This is a genomic window from Polaromonas sp. YR568, assembly GCF_943371715.1.
Taxonomy (GTDB): domain Bacteria; phylum Pseudomonadota; class Gammaproteobacteria; order Burkholderiales; family Burkholderiaceae_C; genus Polaromonas.
On sequence record NZ_CALRVW010000020.1, the window covers coordinates 41,892 to 59,030 of the forward strand.

The 17,139-nt window shown below is 65.4% G+C and carries 14 protein-coding genes; all 14 read left to right on the forward strand.

The window, feature by feature from the left end:
* Window positions 1-95 precede the first annotated feature (95 nt).
* The 14 genes from AAG813_RS14460 to AAG813_RS14525 all read left to right on the forward strand — a co-directional run bounded on the left by AAG813_RS14460 (window position 96) and on the right by AAG813_RS14525 (window position 17,119).
* Complete coding sequence (locus AAG813_RS14460) at window positions 96-917, forward strand: pyruvate, water dikinase regulatory protein (protein WP_341916293.1); 822 nt, start codon at window positions 96-98, stop codon at window positions 915-917.
* A gap of 317 nt (window positions 918-1,234) precedes the next feature.
* Window positions 1,235-1,798: an alkyl hydroperoxide reductase subunit C gene (ahpC, locus tag AAG813_RS14465; RefSeq protein ID WP_341916294.1), complete on the forward strand. Its 564-nt coding sequence runs from the start codon at window positions 1,235-1,237 to the stop codon at window positions 1,796-1,798.
* Window positions 1,799-1,896: 98 nt separating this feature from the next.
* On the forward strand, window positions 1,897-3,468 hold the full coding sequence (gene ahpF / locus AAG813_RS14470) for an alkyl hydroperoxide reductase subunit F (protein ID WP_341916296.1): 1,572 nt from the start codon (window positions 1,897-1,899) through the stop codon (window positions 3,466-3,468).
* 189 nt (window positions 3,469-3,657) lie between these two features.
* A complete protein-coding gene (bfr, locus tag AAG813_RS14475) occupies window positions 3,658-4,134 on the forward strand; it encodes a bacterioferritin (protein ID WP_341916297.1) in 477 nt (158 codons plus the stop codon).
* Window positions 4,135-4,288: 154 nt separating this feature from the next.
* Window positions 4,289-6,475 carry a TonB-dependent siderophore receptor gene (locus AAG813_RS14480; RefSeq protein WP_341916299.1) on the forward strand — a complete coding sequence of 729 codons (2,187 nt, stop codon included), beginning with the start codon at window positions 4,289-4,291 and terminating at the stop codon, window positions 6,473-6,475.
* 19 nt (window positions 6,476-6,494) lie between these two features.
* A complete protein-coding gene (locus tag AAG813_RS14485; RefSeq protein WP_341916301.1) occupies window positions 6,495-7,244 on the forward strand; it encodes a DUF4198 domain-containing protein in 750 nt (249 codons plus the stop codon).
* A gap of 83 nt (window positions 7,245-7,327) precedes the next feature.
* Window positions 7,328-9,457 carry a TonB-dependent siderophore receptor gene (locus AAG813_RS14490; RefSeq protein WP_341916303.1) on the forward strand — a complete coding sequence of 710 codons (2,130 nt, stop codon included), beginning with the start codon at window positions 7,328-7,330 and terminating at the stop codon, window positions 9,455-9,457.
* A 128-nt stretch (window positions 9,458-9,585) separates the two neighbouring features.
* Window positions 9,586-9,864 (forward strand): DUF3649 domain-containing protein, encoded by a 279-nt coding sequence (locus tag AAG813_RS14495; protein ID WP_341916354.1) that lies wholly within the window; start codon window positions 9,586-9,588, stop codon window positions 9,862-9,864.
* Entirely contained in the window at window positions 9,861-11,504 is a 1,644-nt protein-coding gene (locus AAG813_RS14500; protein ID WP_341916304.1) for a PepSY-associated TM helix domain-containing protein, read from the forward strand. Before AAG813_RS14495 ends, AAG813_RS14500 begins: the two co-directional genes overlap by 4 nt.
* A gap of 14 nt (window positions 11,505-11,518) precedes the next feature.
* On the forward strand, window positions 11,519-11,851 hold the full coding sequence (locus AAG813_RS14505; RefSeq protein ID WP_341916306.1) for a DUF3325 domain-containing protein: 333 nt from the start codon (window positions 11,519-11,521) through the stop codon (window positions 11,849-11,851).
* A 174-nt stretch (window positions 11,852-12,025) separates the two neighbouring features.
* Window positions 12,026-12,316: a FeoA family protein gene (locus AAG813_RS14510; RefSeq protein WP_341916308.1), complete on the forward strand. Its 291-nt coding sequence runs from the start codon at window positions 12,026-12,028 to the stop codon at window positions 12,314-12,316.
* The gene (gene feoB, locus AAG813_RS14515) at window positions 12,313-14,265 is read left to right on the forward strand and encodes a ferrous iron transport protein B (RefSeq protein ID WP_341916309.1); all 1,953 of its coding nucleotides are present in this window, start codon (window positions 12,313-12,315) and stop codon (window positions 14,263-14,265) included. Before AAG813_RS14510 ends, feoB begins: the two co-directional genes overlap by 4 nt.
* Complete coding sequence (locus AAG813_RS14520; protein ID WP_341916311.1) at window positions 14,265-14,555, forward strand: DUF6587 family protein; 291 nt, start codon at window positions 14,265-14,267, stop codon at window positions 14,553-14,555. Before feoB ends, AAG813_RS14520 begins: the two co-directional genes overlap by 1 nt.
* Before the next feature lie 371 nt (window positions 14,556-14,926).
* A complete protein-coding gene (locus AAG813_RS14525) occupies window positions 14,927-17,119 on the forward strand; it encodes a TonB-dependent siderophore receptor (RefSeq protein WP_341916356.1) in 2,193 nt (730 codons plus the stop codon).
* The last annotated feature ends 20 nt before the right edge of the window (window positions 17,120-17,139 follow it).

The following is a 17,139-nucleotide window of genomic DNA, read 5'->3' on the forward strand; positions in this document are numbered from 1 at the left end:
CGGGGCATGGTGTCGCAAATCTGGATAATCCACCGGATTGTAGAACGCCGCCTGCATGGTCCATGTAGGCGCTTTGCCATCAAACCAGGCCCAACATGCCCAACCGCACCGTATTTTTCATCTCCGATGGCACCGGCATCACCGCCGAAACCTTTGGCAACGCCATCCTGGCGCAGTTTGAATTCACGGCGCGCCACGTGCGCCTGCCCTTCATCGACAGCGTGGACAAGGCGCATCAGGCGGTACGCCAGATCAACCACGCCGCCACGGTCGAGGGCAACCGGCCGATTGTGTTCACGACGCTGGTCAACATGGAGATCCTGGCCGTCATCAAGGCCCACTGCCACGGCATGATGCTGGACATGTTCGGCACCTTTGTTGCGCCGCTGGAAACAGAGTTGGGCATCAAGTCGAACCACCGGGTCGGCCGTTTTTCGGACGCCTCCAAAAGCAAGGCCTATGACGACCGGATTGAAGCCATCAACTTCTCGCTGGCCCACGACGACGGCCAGAGCAACAAGGACCTGGCCGGCTCCGACGTGATCCTGGTCGGCGTGAGCCGCAGCGGCAAAACACCGACCTCGCTGTACCTGGCGATGCAGTACGGGCTGAAAGCGTCGAACTACCCGCTGATTCCGGAAGATTTCGAGCGCCGCCAGCTGCCACCGGCGCTGGTGCCACACCGCAAGAAGATCTTCGGCCTGACGATCGCCCCCGAGCGCCTGGCCCAGATCCGCAACGAACGCCGGCCGAACTCGAAATACGCGAGCCTGGCCAACTGCCGCGACGAAATCCACGAGGCCGAAGCCATGATGCGGCGCGAAGGCATTCGCTGGCTGTCGACCACGACCAAGTCGATCGAAGAGATCGCCACCACCATCCTGCAGGAGATCCGGCCCGAGCGGCTGGAGTACTGACCTTCCGGCCCATTAGTCGCTCTGATTTTGATAGCGGCTTGCGCCCGCGGCTATTGGGCTAGTCGGCAATCTGGCGTATTTATTTTGCGCGAAGCCTTTGCCAGCGGACGCCAAGGGCATTTCTTCAACAAAAAAGCCGCGCTTCCCCAGCAGACACGGACGCCACACGCTCTATTTTTGGTAGCAAGCAGGTCTTGCATCTGACGATAGCCATACTGCATGACATGAATACATTCAATTAATTGGATTAATCATCGACCAGACCTTAAGCTATCCCTGTCGTTAATTTTTACGTCGTCATCAATAGAGGAAACCCCATGTCCCTGATCAATACCCAAGTCCAGCCTTTCAAAACCCAAGGCTTCCTCAATGGCAAGTTCATTGACGTTTCAGACGAATCGCTGAAGGGCAAATGGTCGGTCCTGATCTTCATGCCGGCCGCATTCACCTTCAACTGCCCGACCGAAGTCGAGGACGCTGCCGACAACTATGCCGAATTCCAGAAGGCCGGCGCCGAGGTCTACATCGTGACCACCGACACCCATTTCTCGCACAAGGTGTGGCATGAGACTTCCCCCGCCGTCGGCAAGGCCAAGTTCCCGCTGGTCGGCGATCCGACCCACGCGCTGACCAAGGCTTTTGACGTGTTCATCCCCGAAGAAGGCCTGGCACTGCGCGGCACCTTCGTGATCAACCCCGATGGCATCATCAAGACCGCTGAAGTGCACTCCAACGAAATCGCCCGCGACGTCAAGGAAACCCTGCGCAAGCTGAAAGCCGCCCAGTACACCGCAGCGCACCCCGGCCAGGTCTGCCCTGCCAAGTGGAACGAAGGCGCCAAGACCATCGCCCCGTCCATCGACCTCGTCGGCAAGATCTAAGCCCCGCCGTCCCAGCCCGGGCGAAACACACCTCGGGGTGTGCCCCGGGCTTTTTTGTTCCCTTTTGACACGATATTGACAACGAAAGTGAGTTTTCCATGCTCGACGACGCCACCAAAGCCCAACTGAAAAGTTACCTCGAACGCGCCACGCAGCCGATCGAGATCGTCGCCTCGCTCGACGACAGCGAGGCTTCGGGTGAAGTGCTGTCGCTGCTGAAAGACGTGGCTGCGTCCTCGCCGCTGGTCACGCTGACCGAAAGCCGCGACGATCCGCACCGCAAACCCTCTTTCTCCATCAACCGCCCGGGTGAAAACCACGGCCCGCGTTTTGCCGGCCTGCCCATGGGCCATGAATTCACCTCGCTGATCCTGGCGCTGCTGCAGATCGGCGGTTACCCGCCCAAGGTCGAGGAAGCGATCCTCGAGCAGATCCGCGCGCTGGACCGCGACCTCGACTTCGAGGTTTATGTCTCGCTGACCTGCCACAACTGCCCGGACGTGGTGCAGGCGCTGAACCTGATGGCGGTGCAGAACCCGCGCATCAAGACCACCATGATCGAAGGCGGCACCTTCCAGGACGAGATCAAGGAGCGCGAGATCATGGGCGTGCCCACGGTTTTCCTCAACGGCACCATGTTCGGCAACGGCCGCATGAGCCTGGAAGAGATTCTGGCCAAGATCGACACCAGCGGCGTCGAGCGTGAAGCCAAAAAGATCAGCGAGAAGGACCCCTTCGATGTGCTGATCGTCGGCGGCGGCCCGGCGGGCGCGGCTGCGGCCGTGTACGCGGCGCGCAAGGGCATTCGCACCGGCGTGGCGTCGGAGCGTTTCGGCGGCCAGGTGCTGGACACGCTGGGCATCGAGAACTTCATCTCGATCAAGGAAACCGAAGGCCCCAAGTTCGCCCACGCGCTGGAAGAACACGTGCGCAACTACGACGTGGACATCATGAACCTGCAGCGCGCCAAGGCGCTGGTGCCCCACAGCGGACCGGGCAAGGACCTGATCGAGATCCAGCTCGAAAGCGGCGCCTCGCTGAAAAGCAAATCCGTGATCATTTCGACCGGCGCACGCTGGCGCAACATCAACGTGCCCGGCGAGCAGGAGTTCAAGAACAAGGGCGTGGCCTATTGCCCGCACTGTGACGGACCGCTGTTCAAGGGCAAACGCGTGGCGGTCATCGGCGGCGGCAACTCCGGCGTGGAAGCGGCGATCGACCTGGCCGGCATCGTCGGCCATGTGACGCTGATCGAGTACGACACCGCGCTGCGTGCCGATGCGGTGCTGCAGAACAAGTTGAAAAGCCTGGCCAACGTCGACGTGTTCACCAATGCGCAGACCACCGAGATCACCGGCGACCAGAAGGTCAACGGCCTGATCTACAAGGACCGCGCAACCGGTGAGCTCAAAACGGTGCCGCTCGAAGGCGTGTTCATCCAGATCGGCCTGGTGCCCAACACCGACTGGCTCAAGGGTGTGGTTGAACTCTCCAAACACGGCGAGATCATTGTCGATGCCAAAGGCCAGACCTCGCTGCCCGGCGTGTTTGCCGCTGGGGATGCCACGACCGTGCCCTTCAAGCAGATCATCATTGCGGCCGGTGACGGCGCCAAGGCCGCGCTGGGTGCGTTCGACTACCTGATCCGCAGCCCGGCGGCGGCGCACTGAGCGCGCAGGCTTGCCTCTGAAAAAGCCCGCCCCTGGCGGGCTTTTTTGTGTCCGTGTCGCGGCCTTGCGCAATGCGAACGGTTATCACACTCACACGCAAGCCGACCGCCCGCGTGAGGGCATGCCTTGAGCAGAAGCAGCCGCCGGGAGACAATGCAGCATCGACATCACCAACAACAAGGAAATGCCATGAAAGGCGACGCCCAAGTCATCACCCACCTGCAGGCCCAGCTCAAGAACGAGCTGACCGCCATCAACCAGTACTTCGTGCACTACCGCATGTACAAGCACTGGGGCCTGGACAAGCTCGCCAAGAAGGAATACGAGGAGTCCATCGGCGAGATGAAACACGCCGACAAACTGATGGACCGCATCTTCATGCTCGACGGCCTGCCCAACCTGCAGGACCTCGGCAAACTGATGATCGGCGAGGACGTGCCGGAAGCCCTCAACTGCGACCTGAAGGCCGAAACCGGCGCACAGGCCACGATCAAGGACGGCATTGCCCACTGCGAAAGCGTGCGTGACTACGTCTCGCGCGACCTGCTGCAGGGCATTCTGGACGACACCGAGGAGCACATCGACTTCCTGGAAACCCAGATCGAGCTGGTGGCCAAGGTCGGCATCCAGAACTACCTGCAAAGCCAGATGGGCGAGCTGAGCTGACACGGACTCGGAGCCGACAACCGAAGCGGGGCACGACCCCGCTTTTTTTCGGGCGCCATACAAATGCGAATAATTCTCATTATTAAGTTACAATAAAAACCCGCCAGCCATCTCTCTGCAGTGAAGCCAGCTCTAACCCAGCCCAGGCTTCAGCATGTCCACCTCCCCTTTATTTTTCAAGCAAAAACAGCTTCCGGCGCCCGCCGGTCCTGCGCGATCAGCTACCAAACTTGTAGCAAATTTCGCCCTCGCCCCACTTGCCCTGTGCATGGCGCAGCTGGCCGGCGCACAAACCCTGCCGTCCATCACGGTCAAGGAAGAGGCCGCCAGAGAGACCGCGACCAGCCCGGTCAGCGGCTTCATTGCCCGGCGCGCGGCCACCGCCACCAAAACCGACACACCGCTGATCGAGACGCCGCAGGCGATCTCGGTGGTCACGCGTGACCAGATGGAGGCCCAGGGCGCCCAGACCCTGCGCGACACCACCGCCTACAGCGCGGGCGTGGCCAGCAGCTTTTTCGACAGCCGCGGCGACGCCTTCAAGTTCCGCGGCACCGACCCGGTGCAGTACCTCGACGGCCTGCAGCGCACCTACAACTTCTACAACACCACCCGGCCCGACCCGTACACGCTCGAACGCGTGGAGCTGTTGCGCGGCCCGTCGTCGGTGCTCTACGGCCAGGGCAGCGTGGGCGGTGTGCTGAACCTGGTGTCCAAGCGCCCGCTGGCCGAGACCCAGCGCGAAGTGCAGCTGCAGGCCGGCAACAACGGGCGCCGCCAGCTGGCAGCCGATTTCACCGGGCCGCTGGACAGCGAAGGCAAGTGGCTGTACCGCCTGGTCGCCATCGGCCGCGACAGCGGCACGCAGGTCGACCACGTGTCCGACGACCGCATGCTGGTGGCGCCCTCGCTGACCTGGCAACCCGACAGCGACACCTCGCTGACGCTGCAGCTGCTGCACCAGAAAGACAAAAGCGGCTCGCTGGTCGGCTTCTTTCCGTGGCAAGGCACCCTGCTGCCCTCGCGTTACGGCCAGATCCCGACCTCGACCTTTCTCAGCGAGCCGGGCTTCGACCGCTACGACACCGAGCAGACCTCGGCCGGCTGGCTGTTCAGCCACCGCGTCAATGACACCTGGACGGTGCGGCAGAACTTCCGTGCCGCCCAGAGCAAGGTCGACTACCGCACCATGTACACCAGCTTCACCGGCAATGCCCGCACCGGCCGGCCGGCGCGGCCGGTGTTCAATGCCGACCAGCTCAGCGTGATTCGCGACGTCGGCGTGCAGCTCAACGGTCTGGACATGCTGGTGCTGGACAACCAGGCCGAGGCGCGTTTCAGGACAGGCGCGGTCGAACACACGCTGCTGGGCGGCCTGGACGTCCAGCGCAACGAAACCTCGCAAAGCCTGTTTCGCGGCCTGGCGCCGGCCATCAACGCCTATGCGCCGGTCTACGGCAACTTCACGACGCCGACGGTGTTTACCGCGCAGCCCGGCGTGGTGCAGCGCCAGCTCGGCGTCTATGCACAGGACCAGATGAAGTTCGGCCGCTGGGTCGCCCTGCTGGGCCTGCGCCATGACAGCGCCAGGACCGACACCGAAGGCCGGCCCGCGGCCGCAGCCGACGACCAGGCGACGACCAAACGCGCCGGCCTGGTCTACCTGGCCGACGGCGGCTGGGCGCCTTACCTCAGTTATGCCGAGTCCTTTTTGCCGCTGGGCGGCGTTGATGCCTACGGCACGCCCTTCAAGCCGCAGCGCGGCAAGCAGTGGGAAACCGGTCTGCGCTGGGAGCCGGCGGGCAGCCGCAGCTCGCTGCTCGCTGCTCTTTACCAGATGCGCGACACCAACCGCAAGACCACCGACCCGGCGAATCCGCTGAACAGCATCCAGATCGGCGAGGTGCATGCCAAGGGCCTCGAGCTGGAGGCCAAACACAGCATGGCCGGCGGCTGGAGCGCCACCGCAGCCTATGCCTACACCGACGCACGCGTCGCGCGCAGCACCGGCACCGACCTGGGCAAACGCCTGGCCAGCGTGCCCGCGCACAACGCCTCGGCCTGGCTGATGCGCCGCTTCGGCATCGACGGCCTGGGCGGGCTCACGGTGGGCGGCGGCGTGCGTTACGTCGGCGAATCCTGGGACGGCCTGGACGCGCTGCGTACACCGTCGGCCACCTTGCTGGACGCGCTGCTGGCCTGGGACCAGGGCCCGTGGCGGCTCGCACTCAACATCAACAACCTCGCCGACAAGGTGCAGATCACCACCTGCCTGGCACGCGGCGACTGCTTCTACGGCCCGCGCCGCACCGTCGTCACCAGCGTGACCTACAAGTTCTGAAATTTTCAAAGGAGTCCCCATGCACAACACCCCCTTTCAAACCTTTCGCCGCATCGCCTTCGTCACCGGCCTGCTTTTCCTGGGCAGCGCGCAGGCGCACCATGTCTGGATCGAGCAGGACAGCGGCGGCACCGGCAACGCCGTGCTTTATTTCGGCGAGTTCGGCGACAACCTGCGCGAAACCTCGCCCGGCCTGTTGGACAAGTTCGTCAAGCCGGTCGGCCGGCTCATCGGTGCGGCAGGCGCCAGGCCGCTGCTGCCGACCAAATCGGCCCAGGGTTTTGTGCTGCCGGCGCGCGCCGCCCAGGGCGAATCCATCGTCGCTGAAGAAACCGCGTACCCGAGCTTCGAGCGCAAGGAGGGCGGCAAAAGCACACGCGGCATCTACGTCCCGGCGGCGCGCCTGGTCGCTGGCTTCGGCGCCCAGCCGCCCGCGCTGACGCTGGACCTGGTGCCCACCGGCCAGCACACCGCGGACAGCGTGGAACTGCAGGCCTTTTACGACGGCAAGCCCTTGCCCAAGGCCAAGGTGAGCATCGTCACCGCCGCGGGCTGGAGCCAGGAGCACCAGGCCGACGCGCAGGGCAAGCTCAAGGTCAGCCTGCCATGGCAGGGCAGCTACGTGCTGGAAACCAAACACACCGGCGGGCCGGGTGAGCGCAGCGGCGAAAAGTACGACAGCGCCAGTTATGTCACCTCGCTCACGCTGATGCAGGCCCAAGGCTTGGCGGCGCTGCCCGCTCCCTCGCCGGCCACCCCGAACAAATGAAGTCCGAGCCTGTGATGACCTCCTTCACCGAAAACATCAGGCAAAAAAGGCCTCCAGCCCTTGTCCGCCAAGCGCAATCAGCTATGAATTGTGTAGCACCACCGCGGCGGCATCCGGTGGCCGTGGCGGCGCTGATTGCCGCCTGCGGCCTGCATGGGCCCCTGTTCGCACAGGCCGCCCCGGTCGCCGCGTTGCCCGAGATCCGCGTCACCGACAGCGCCTCGGGCGACAGCGGCCTCTACACCGTGCGCGCCGTCAGCATCGGCAAGACCGGCCAGTCGCTGAAGGACACGCCGCAATCGATCAGCGTGATCACGCGCCAGCGGCTGGACGACCAGAACATCACCAAGGTCGAAGACGCGCTCAAGCAGACCACCGGCGTGACCGTGGAGCGCTACGACGGCGCGGGCAACTACAACGTGATCCGCTCGCGCGGTTTCGAGATCGGCGCCATCCAGCTCGACGGCGTGCCGATCAGCCAGGGCGCCAACTACTCGACCGCGCTGGACACGGCCGTGTACGAACGCATCGAGGTGCTGCGCGGCCCCGCCGGCCTGCTGCAGGGCGCGGGAGAACCCGGCGGCGCGGTCAACCTGGTGCGCAAGCGCGCGCTCGGCACACTGGCCCTGGGCGCCAACGCCTCCGTCGGTTCCTTCGGCTTCAAACGCGCCGACGTGGACCTGACCGGCGCGTTCAATGCGGCCGGCACCCTGCGCGGCCGCGTGGTCGCGGTCAAGGACGAGCGCAACAGCCATGTCGACACCCTGTTCAACAACAAGGAAACCGCCTACGGCACACTGGAACTCGACATCACGCCATCGACCACGCTGTCGGTCGGCTACACCCAGCAGAAGATCCGCGCCGCCATCGACCAGGGCCTGCCCAGCCTGGCCAACGGCACCCTGCTGGACCTGCCGCGCTCGAGCTTCGCCGGCCTGCGCGCCAACCGACAGGACCTGGACACCGACGACGCCTTTGCCGAACTCGAGCACCGCCTGGACAACGGCGGGCAAATCAAGTTCTCGGCACGCGACGTGACCCGCACCTCGTTTTACCGCGCGGCCCGCGCCAACAGCGCGGTGGCGGTCAACGGCAACTACCAGCTGCAGACGGTGGACTACGAGCAGAAAAGCACCGACCGCAACTACGACCTGTTCTTCACCAGCCCGGTCAAGATCGGCGAGGCCACGCACCGCGTGCTGCTCGGCATGAGCCGCAACACCGGCGACACGTTCGGCGGCAACCTGGCCTATGGCCCCAACCTCGCGGCCAACATCTACCGGCCCAACTACGAGCTCGCCTACCCGACGATCAAGCTGCCGGGCTATACGAGCGTGACCACGCGCAGCGAAGACGCGCTGTACGGCCAGTTCCAGCTCAATGCCACCGAGCGGCTCCAGCTGCTGGCGGGCGGCCGTGCCAGTTGGGCCGATGTGGAAGTGCGGCGCACCAGCGACGGCGCCGTCACCTCCACGTCCCGACCAGGCCGGCAGTTCACGCCATCGGTCGCGGCCATCTACGCGCTGGACGCGAACATCTCGGCCTACACCAGTTACGCAGAAACCTTTGTGCTGCAGACGGCGCTCGACGCCGCCGGCGGCCTGCTGGCGCCGCGCACCGGCTCGCAGGTCGAGGCCGGTGTCAAGGGCGAGTTCTTCAACAAGCGGCTCAACGCGCATGCAGCGATCTTCCGCATCCTCGACAAGAACCGCGCCATCGCCGATCCGGTGGTGCCGACCGCGTCCATCGCTGGCGGCGAAGTACGCAGCCAGGGCCTGGAGACCGAAGTCAGCGGACAGCTCGCGCCCGGCTGGGACCTCAGTGCCGGTTACGCCTACACCGAGACGCTGTACCTGAAGGCGCCGGTGGCCCAGGTCGGCACGGTGTTCAGCCCGGTCACGCCCAGACACAGCATCAACCTGTCCACGCGTTACGCGCTGCGTGGCCCGGGTCTCACCGGCTGGAGTGTGGGCGGCGGCGTCACCTGGCGCAGCGAGTTCTCGGCGCAAAGCGGCACCGTCAGGCTGGTGTCGGGCGACTACGCGCTGTTCAACGCCCAGGTCGCCTACCAGGTCAACGACAAGGTCTCGGTCAGCCTGAGCGCCGAGAACCTGCTCGACGAAAAGTACTACGAAAAAGTCTCCAGCGTCGCGCGCCAGAACTTCTACGGCGAGCCGCGCAAGTTCGTGCTGGCGCTGAAGGCCCGCTACTAGGAACAGGACCACCCATGAGCAGTACCCCGATGAACATGGAGAGCGCCCCGGATTCGGTGCCGGCTAAGGATGCGGACGCCGATGGCTACAGTCGCCACGGCTGGCTGCCGCGCGGCAACGTCGCCCTGATGTACCGGTTGGGCGTGGCATCACGCGCGGTGGCAGCCATCGTGGGCGGTTACGCCTTGTCGGCGCTGGTGGCCACGGTGTCGGCCATCTACTTTCCCGGCACGCGCGCCGAAGCCGCGCTCTTCGGCATGCTGCTGTCCTTCGTGATCTACACGACGGCGGTGATGTGGGTGTTCGCCGTACGCAGCGCCTGGCGCGCCTGGTTGGGCCTGCTGTTGCCTGCCATCCCGCTGGCCATGGCGGTTCTCATCCACCTGTATCTCCGGAGTGCGCCATGAAGGAAGGTTTTCGCCAGTCCATGAACTGGGTGCATACCTGGAGCGGCCTGCTGGTGGGCTGGGTGCTGTTCATGGTGTTTGCGGCGGGCACGGCCTGTTATTACCGCGACGAGATCACCTTCTGGATGAAGCCAGAGCTGCACCAGGCCCGCCTGGGGCTGCCGCCGGAAGCCGAGGTCGTCAACCACACCGTCGCCGCACTGCAGCAGCGCGCACCGACCAGCCAGCGCTGGTTCATCAGCCTGCCCACAGTGCGCGAGCCCGGCGTGCGCGCGAGCTGGTCGGGCGCGCCGGTCGTCAAGGGCGCGGCCGAGCCGCCGCTGGAGCCCGGCGTCACGCGCCGCGGCCGCTTCTACAGCGCCGTGCTGGACCCGGCCACCGGCAAGCTGCTGGCGGTCACCCGCGAAACGCGCGGCGGCGAGTTTTTTTACCGCCTGCACTTCGACCTGCACTACATGCCGGCGATCTGGGCGCGCTGGATCATCGGCTTCTGCGCGATGTTCATGCTCGTGGCCATCATCACCGGCATCGTTACGCACCGGCGCATCTTTGCGGACTTCTTCACCTTTCGCCCCAGGAAAGGCCAGCGCAGCTGGCTGGACGCGCACAACGCCACCGCCGTGCTGGCCCTGCCTTATCACCTGATGATCACCTACACCGGCCTGGTGACGCTGATGCTGATGTACATGCCCTGGGGCCCCCAAGTCACCTACCAGGGCGACCCCCAGGCCTTCACGGCCGAGGTGTTTCCGGCCAGCGGGCCGCGCGATCCCAAGCCCTCGGGCATGGCCACGCCGCTGACACCGATCACGCCGCTGATCACCGAGGCGCAGCAGCGCTGGGGCAAAGGCAGCATAGGCCGCATCACCGTCAACAACCCCGGCGATGCCGTGGCCACCATCACGCTGTCACGCAAAAGCGAGCACACCATGTCGTCGGCACAGCCCACCCTGGTGTTCAACGGCAGCAGCGGCAAGCTGCTCAGCGAGGTGGGCGAAGACCGCGGCGCGGTTTTCACCACCCGCAGCGTGCTGTACGGTTTGCACCAGGGCCGCTTCGCCGACCCGCTGCTGCGCCTGCTGTTTTTTGTGTCGGGGCTGGCCGGCTGCGGGATGGTGGCCACCGGGCTGCTGCTGTGGGCCGTGAAAGAGCGCAACAAGTACACCAAGGTCGTGGCCAAGGGCGGCCGCGTGGGCTGGGCGTCCCGCCTGGTGGACGGGCTGAATGTCGGCGCCATCGCCGGGCTGATGATCGCCATCCCGGCCTTCTTCTGGGCCAACCGGCTGCTGCCCGTAGGCATGAGCGCGCGCGGACAGGCCGAGATCGACCTGTTCTTCGGCGTGTGGGGCCTGGCCGCCATCGCGGGTCTGGCTTGGCCCACGCGGCGCATGTGGATGGTTCAGCTGGGTATCGCGGCGTTTTTGTTCGGCGCCATCCCGCTGCTGAACGCGGCCACCACGGCCACCCACCTGGGCGTGAGCATCCCGGCGGGCCTGTGGCGTGTGGCCGGCTTTGACCTGACCTGCCTGGCCCTGGGCGTGGCGCTGCTGATGTGCGTGGGGTGGCTGGCACGGCGCAAGCCGGCACGCAGCGCGCAGCGCACTGGAGCCACCCACCTTACCGGGGAGCCAGCGCTGTGACGGCGACATGGCCCATGGTCGTCGCCGCCTGGTGCACGGCGTTTTCGGGCTTCACCGCGCTGGGCTTGGCGATGGACCGGCACCATGAGGACAGCTATGGCCGCGGCAGCTCGCCCGGCCCGCGCCGGCCCTGGCTGCGTAGCGCTGGCGTGCTGGGCCTGCTGCTGTCGCTGGCTGGCTGCCTGGCGATCAAGGGACCGGCCCAGGGCTGGGTGTTGTGGCTGGGCGTGCTCACTGCCGGTGCGCTGGGGGTGGTGGGCGTGCTCAGTTACGCACCGCGGCACGCTGCGCCACTGGGAGGCCTGGCGGTCGCCCTCGCCGGTCTGGCGGCCGCAATGGCCTTCTGACGCCTCTGACCTGACACCTGAGTACCCGATACCTGACTACCGGGATCGGGCCAATCCGTGACCCAAGTCAACATGCAGAGATGATGCTTCCACTACAATGCAAATAATAATGATTCTCATAAAGAATAGCGTACCAACTTGGAAAAATTCGCGCAGCCCTCGAGTCAAGCGTCCATGACCTCTGCCACGCCCCCTGTTCACGCCAACCTTTCCGGCTCGCTGTCCCTCGCCGATCTGGCACCGAACCGGATCACGACCATCCTCGGGCTGGCGGCTCCAGGCAAGGACGGCGCCTCCGGTCTGCTGCAACGGCTGGCCGAACTCGGCTTCATGGCCGGCGAAACCATCAGCGTGCTGCGGCGCGGCCCGGGCGGAAGCGAGCCTATCGCCGTGCAGGTCGGCGATACCGTTTTTGCGCTGCGACGCCATGAAGCCACGTGCATCCAGGTCAAGGTGCCCGCATGAACGCCGCCACACACACACCTGCAGGCCCGCTGCGCATCGCCCTCGTCGGCAACCCGAACTGCGGCAAGACCGCCCTGTTCAACCTGCTGACCGGCGCGCGCCAGAAAGTCGCCAACTACGCGGGCGTGACGGTCGAACGCAAGGAAGGCCGCACCCGCCTGCCCGACGGCCGCGAGCTGGCCGTGATGGACCTGCCGGGTGCCTACAGCCTGAACCCGGCGACCACCGACGAAGTCGTCACGCATGACGTGGTGATGGGCCTGCGCGCCGGTGAAAGCCGGCCGGACGGCATCATCGCCGTCGTCGACGCGACCAACCTGCGCATGAACCTGCGTCTGGTGCTGCAGTTGCGCGCGCTGGGCCGGCCCATGGTGCTGGCGCTGAACATGATGGACGTGGCGCGCGCGCGCGGCCTGCAGATCGACATCGCCCGGCTGTCGGCCGAACTCGGCATGACGGTGGTGGAAACCGTCGCGGTGCACAACCCGTGGTTCGCCACCTGGCGCGGCAAGACCGGCGAAAGCGGGCGTGAGGCCCTGCTGCAAGCCGCCCAGACCGCCTTTGCGGCCCAAAGTCATGAAGCTTTTGTGCCTCCAGCCCAATACCCGTCTGTGCTAGCAACTATTAAAACAGGAGCAGACGGCGTGCCGGACATGGCCGCGTTGCAGGTGCAGGTCCGGGCCATTCTGGCCGCCGCGGTGCCCAATGCCGGCCAGGTCAAACGTTTCAACCACCGCATCGACGCGGTTGTGATGCACCCGGTGGCCGGCCTGCTGATGCTGGCCACGGTGCTGTTCCTGATCTTCCAGGCGGTGTTTGCCTGGGCCAACTTGCCGATGGACCTGATCAAGGACGGGGTAGCTTGGGCCGGCACGCAGATCCAGGAACACATGGCGCCCGGCCTGCTGCAAAGCCTGCTGGTCGACGGCATCGTGGCCGGCGTCGGCGGCGTGCTGGTGTTTTTGCCGCAGATCGTGATCCTGTTTTTCTTCATCCTGCTGCTGGAAGACTCGGGCTACCTGCCGCGCGCCGCGTTTCTGCTGGACAACGTCATGGGCAAGGTCGGGCTGTCGGGCCGCGCCTTCATTCCGCTGCTGTCGAGTTTTGCCTGCGCGATTCCCGGCATCATGGCCACCCGCACCATTCCGCATTGGCGCGACCGGCTCGCCACCATCATGATCGCGCCGCTGATGACCTGCTCGGCTCGGCTGCCGCTGTATGCCCTGCTGATAGGCGCCTTCATCCCGGACCGCGAAGTCGGCATCTTCAACCTGCAGGGGCTGACGCTGTTTGCCCTCTATCTGCTGGGCATTGTGTCGGCCATGGCCGTGGCCTGGGTGTTCAAGCGTACCTGGGCCAAAAGCAGCTACCAGCCGCTGATGCTGGAGCTGCCGCCTTACCGCGTGCCGAATCTGCGCAACCTGCTGCTGGGCCTGTGGCAGCGGGTGGAGATTTTCATGCACCGCGTCGGCACCATCATTTTTGCGCTGATGGTGGTGTTGTGGTTTCTCTCGACCTTCCCCGGGCCGCCCGAGGGCGCCACCGGTGCAGCCATCCAGTACAGCTTCGCCGGCATGATAGGCAAGGCGCTCGAGGTGGTGTTTGCGCCCATCGGTTTCAACTGGCAGATCTCGATCGCGCTGGTGCCCGGCATGGCCGCGCGTGAAGTCGCGGTCGGGGCCCTCGGCACGGTGTATTCGCTGTCCGCCGCCGGCGACGACGCGGCCGCGGCGCTGAGCCCGCTGATTGCGCAGAGCTGGTCCACCGCCACCGCCTACTCGCTGCTGGCCTGGTATGTGTTTGCGCCGCAGTGCATCTCGACCCTGGCCGTGGTCAAGCGCGAAACCAACTCCTGGCGCTATCCACTGCTGATGGCCGCCTACCTGTTTGCGCTGGCCTATGCCGCCTCGTTTGTGACCTACCGCGCCGTGCTGGCGCTGACCGGCTGATGTACAGCCTGCTGCAAGCCCTGGCGGTCTACACGCTGGTCGTGTTGTGTGCCGCCTATTGCCTCTGGATCTTCCTGCCGGCGGGACTGAAGCAGCGCGCCGCACGGACGCTGATGGCCCGCTCCGGCCGCCTGCAGGCCTCGCGCACCCTGCAGGCGCTGGCGCAACAACCGGCGGCCGGCTGCGCTTCGGGCTGCAGCGGCTGCGGCAGCGAAGCCGCAGTCCCCGGGCAAACGCCGCGTGTGCACAACATCCGCTGGGCTCGCAAGCCCGGCCCGCCACCCGGCTGATCTCCGGCCGGTCTCCTGCCACCCATGGCTTTTACGCCACAGGGCACGCGATTTTCAGAAAATCACCGGCTTTCGGCGTACAAGTTATTACGAATCATTATCATTTAATTTACACTCACGGTTGACCTGACCAGCCAGCCAACTCGTGTCCGCCAGGACGTCTTCGAGCACAGCCAAGCCATTTCCTGAAACCCGGTCCGTTGCCGCTACAAGGCCGGACTTCCCGCTTGGAGGCCATCTTGGCAAACCCTTCTGCCCGCCGCGCACGTTCCGTGCGTCGCCCCCCATCCCGTCCCCGGGGCGCCCCCGCTGCCTTGGCCTGCACACCTGCCCCCTCAGCAGGCAAAACCCTGCTGCCCCTGGGCGCGTTGATGCTGGCCGCGTCCTTCTCGAGCTGGGCTCAGGACGCTGCACCAGCGGCAGCCACCACGCAAGCCGGTGGCAACACCCTCGCGCCGGTGACGGTGCGGGAAAAGGCCGACGACAGCGGCAAGGATTCGCTGCGCGTCAACCGCTCCACCATCGGCAAGGGCAACCAGGAGCTGCGCGACATTCCGCAATCCGTCACGGTGGTGACCGAGAAACTGATCGACGACCGCAACCTGGACACGGTCAAGGAAGCCCTCAAAAACACCGCCGGCATCAGCTTTCTGGCGGCCGAAGGTGGTGAGGAAGACATCCGCCTGCGCGGCTTCCCGCTGCAAAGCACCGGCGACCTGTTCATCGACGGCATCCGCGATCCGGCCTTCTATGAGCGCGACACCTTCAACCTGGACCGGCTGGAAATCCTGCGCGGCTCCGCTTCCATGCTGTTCGGCCGTGGCTCCACCGGCGGCGCGGTCAACCAGGTCAGCAAGGTGCCGCGCCTGATCACCGAACACGAGGTCGCCACCACGGTCGGCAACCACGGCTACAAGCGGCTGACGGGCGACTTCAACATCAAGACCGGCGAAAACGCCGCCCTGCGCATCAACGCCATGAGCACCTCCGCCGACAACAACGGCGCCGGCAGCAGCCTGGACAAGAAAGGCCTGGCGGTGGCGTACCGGCTGGGCATAGGCACGGCCGACGAGTTTCTGGCCAGCCTTTACCACCTGGACAACAACAACGGCATGAACTACGGCATGCCGTGGATCCGTCCCAATGCCGGCTCCCCGGTCAGCGACACCACCACCCTGCCCCTGGACCCCAAGGCCTACTACGGCATGGCCAGCGACTACAACAAGGGCAGCGCCACGATGGCCACACTGGGCCACACCCACCGCTTCGACAGCGACAGCGAACTCAAGACGCAGGTGCGCGTCGGGAAATTCGACCGCGACCAGCGCGCCGGCACGGTGCGTATTGGTGCCGCTGCCCTGCAGCCCGGCCGCAGGGCCGTCACCCTGGACAACTTCGGGCCCAGCACCGTGCTCACACGCGGCACCCAGCTGAAGATCCAGGACATGGAAACCGTCCACCTGCAAAGCGACTTCAGCAACAAGTTTGCCGCGCTGGGCGTCAACCATGAATTGCTGGCCGGCGTCGATTTCGCCAGCGAGAAAAAGACGGTGTACGCCGCCCGCAGCGCCGCCCAGGGCGGCGTGAACCTGACCAAGCCCAACACCCTGGTGGGCACGCCGGATGACGGCGCCTCGATCAATGAAGCCAGCCGTGTGCTGCGCCCCTCCAGCGACTTTTCATCGAGCGGCATGGGCGTGTACGCGCAAGACCTGATCCAGATCGCGCCGCACTGGAAAGTCCTGTTCGGCCTGCGTCATGACAGCATGAGCGGCGACTACAACACCTACGCCATTCCCAATGCGGCGCCGGGCCCGGTCACCACCACCGCCTACCGCCAGAAAATTTCCGCCTGGAGCAAACGTGCCGGCCTTCTGTACCAGCCCAACCCGCTGCACTCCTACCACCTGTCCTACGGCACCTCGTTCAACACGTCCGGCGACACCTATTCCTACAGCGCCGCCACCGTCAACACCCCGCCGGAATCGAGCCGCAACATCGAGCTCGGTGCCAAGCTGGACACGGCGGACAAGCGGTTCACGACCCGTTTGGCCCTGTTCCACTCGACCAAGCTGCACGAGCGCAACACCGATCCGCTGATCAACATCGACGTGTTGTCGGGCAAGCGGCATGCGGCCGGCGCCGAGATCGACATCTCCGGGCGCCTCACGCCGGGCTGGGAGGTGTACGGCTCCTTCATGTGGATGCCCAGCGCCCGCATCGACATCGGCGCCGCCGGTGCCGAAGGCCAGGGCTCGCGCCCCTCGCTGACCCCCGTGTACAGCGGCACGGTCTGGACGACCTACCAGCTGACACCGAAATTCAGGGTGGGCGGCGGACTGAACTTCCGCGGCGAGCAGACCCCCATCCGCAACCCGGGCTGGAAAGTCCCGGGCTTCGTGACGGGCGACCTGATGGCGGAATACGCGGTCAATGACATGCTGGTCGTCAAGGCCAACCTGACCAACGTCACCAACAAGCTTTACGCCGACTCCCTGTACAGCGGCCATTACATCCCGGGCGCAGGGCGCCTGTTCCAGGTCACCGCCAGCGTCAAGTTCTGAGCTCGGCGCGCTTTTTTTAT

Bases quoted from the DNA above. Each gene is read 5' to 3' on its own strand.
- feoB (WP_341916309.1), top strand. From the start codon at position 12,313: ATGAACGCCGCCACACACACACCTGCAGGCCCGCTGCGCATCGCCCTC.
- AAG813_RS14480 (WP_341916299.1), top strand. From the start codon at position 4,289: ATGTCCACCTCCCCTTTATTTTTCAAGCAAAAACAGCTTCCGGCGCCC.
- bfr (WP_341916297.1), top strand. From the start codon at position 3,658: ATGAAAGGCGACGCCCAAGTCATCACCCACCTGCAGGCCCAGCTCAAG.
- AAG813_RS14525 (WP_341916356.1), top strand. From the start codon at position 14,927: ATGCTGGCCGCGTCCTTCTCGAGCTGGGCTCAGGACGCTGCACCAGCG.
- ahpF (WP_341916296.1), top strand. From the start codon at position 1,897: ATGCTCGACGACGCCACCAAAGCCCAACTGAAAAGTTACCTCGAACGC.
- AAG813_RS14460 (WP_341916293.1), top strand. From the start codon at position 96: ATGCCCAACCGCACCGTATTTTTCATCTCCGATGGCACCGGCATCACC.
- AAG813_RS14500 (WP_341916304.1), top strand. From the start codon at position 9,861: ATGAAGGAAGGTTTTCGCCAGTCCATGAACTGGGTGCATACCTGGAGC.
- AAG813_RS14510 (WP_341916308.1), top strand. From the start codon at position 12,026: ATGACCTCTGCCACGCCCCCTGTTCACGCCAACCTTTCCGGCTCGCTG.
- AAG813_RS14495 (WP_341916354.1), top strand. From the start codon at position 9,586: ATGTACCGGTTGGGCGTGGCATCACGCGCGGTGGCAGCCATCGTGGGC.
- AAG813_RS14485 (WP_341916301.1), top strand. From the start codon at position 6,495: ATGCACAACACCCCCTTTCAAACCTTTCGCCGCATCGCCTTCGTCACC.
- AAG813_RS14520 (WP_341916311.1), top strand. From the start codon at position 14,265: ATGTACAGCCTGCTGCAAGCCCTGGCGGTCTACACGCTGGTCGTGTTG.
- AAG813_RS14505 (WP_341916306.1), top strand. From the start codon at position 11,519: ATGGTCGTCGCCGCCTGGTGCACGGCGTTTTCGGGCTTCACCGCGCTG.
- ahpC (WP_341916294.1), top strand. From the start codon at position 1,235: ATGTCCCTGATCAATACCCAAGTCCAGCCTTTCAAAACCCAAGGCTTC.
- AAG813_RS14490 (WP_341916303.1), top strand. From the start codon at position 7,328: ATGAATTGTGTAGCACCACCGCGGCGGCATCCGGTGGCCGTGGCGGCG.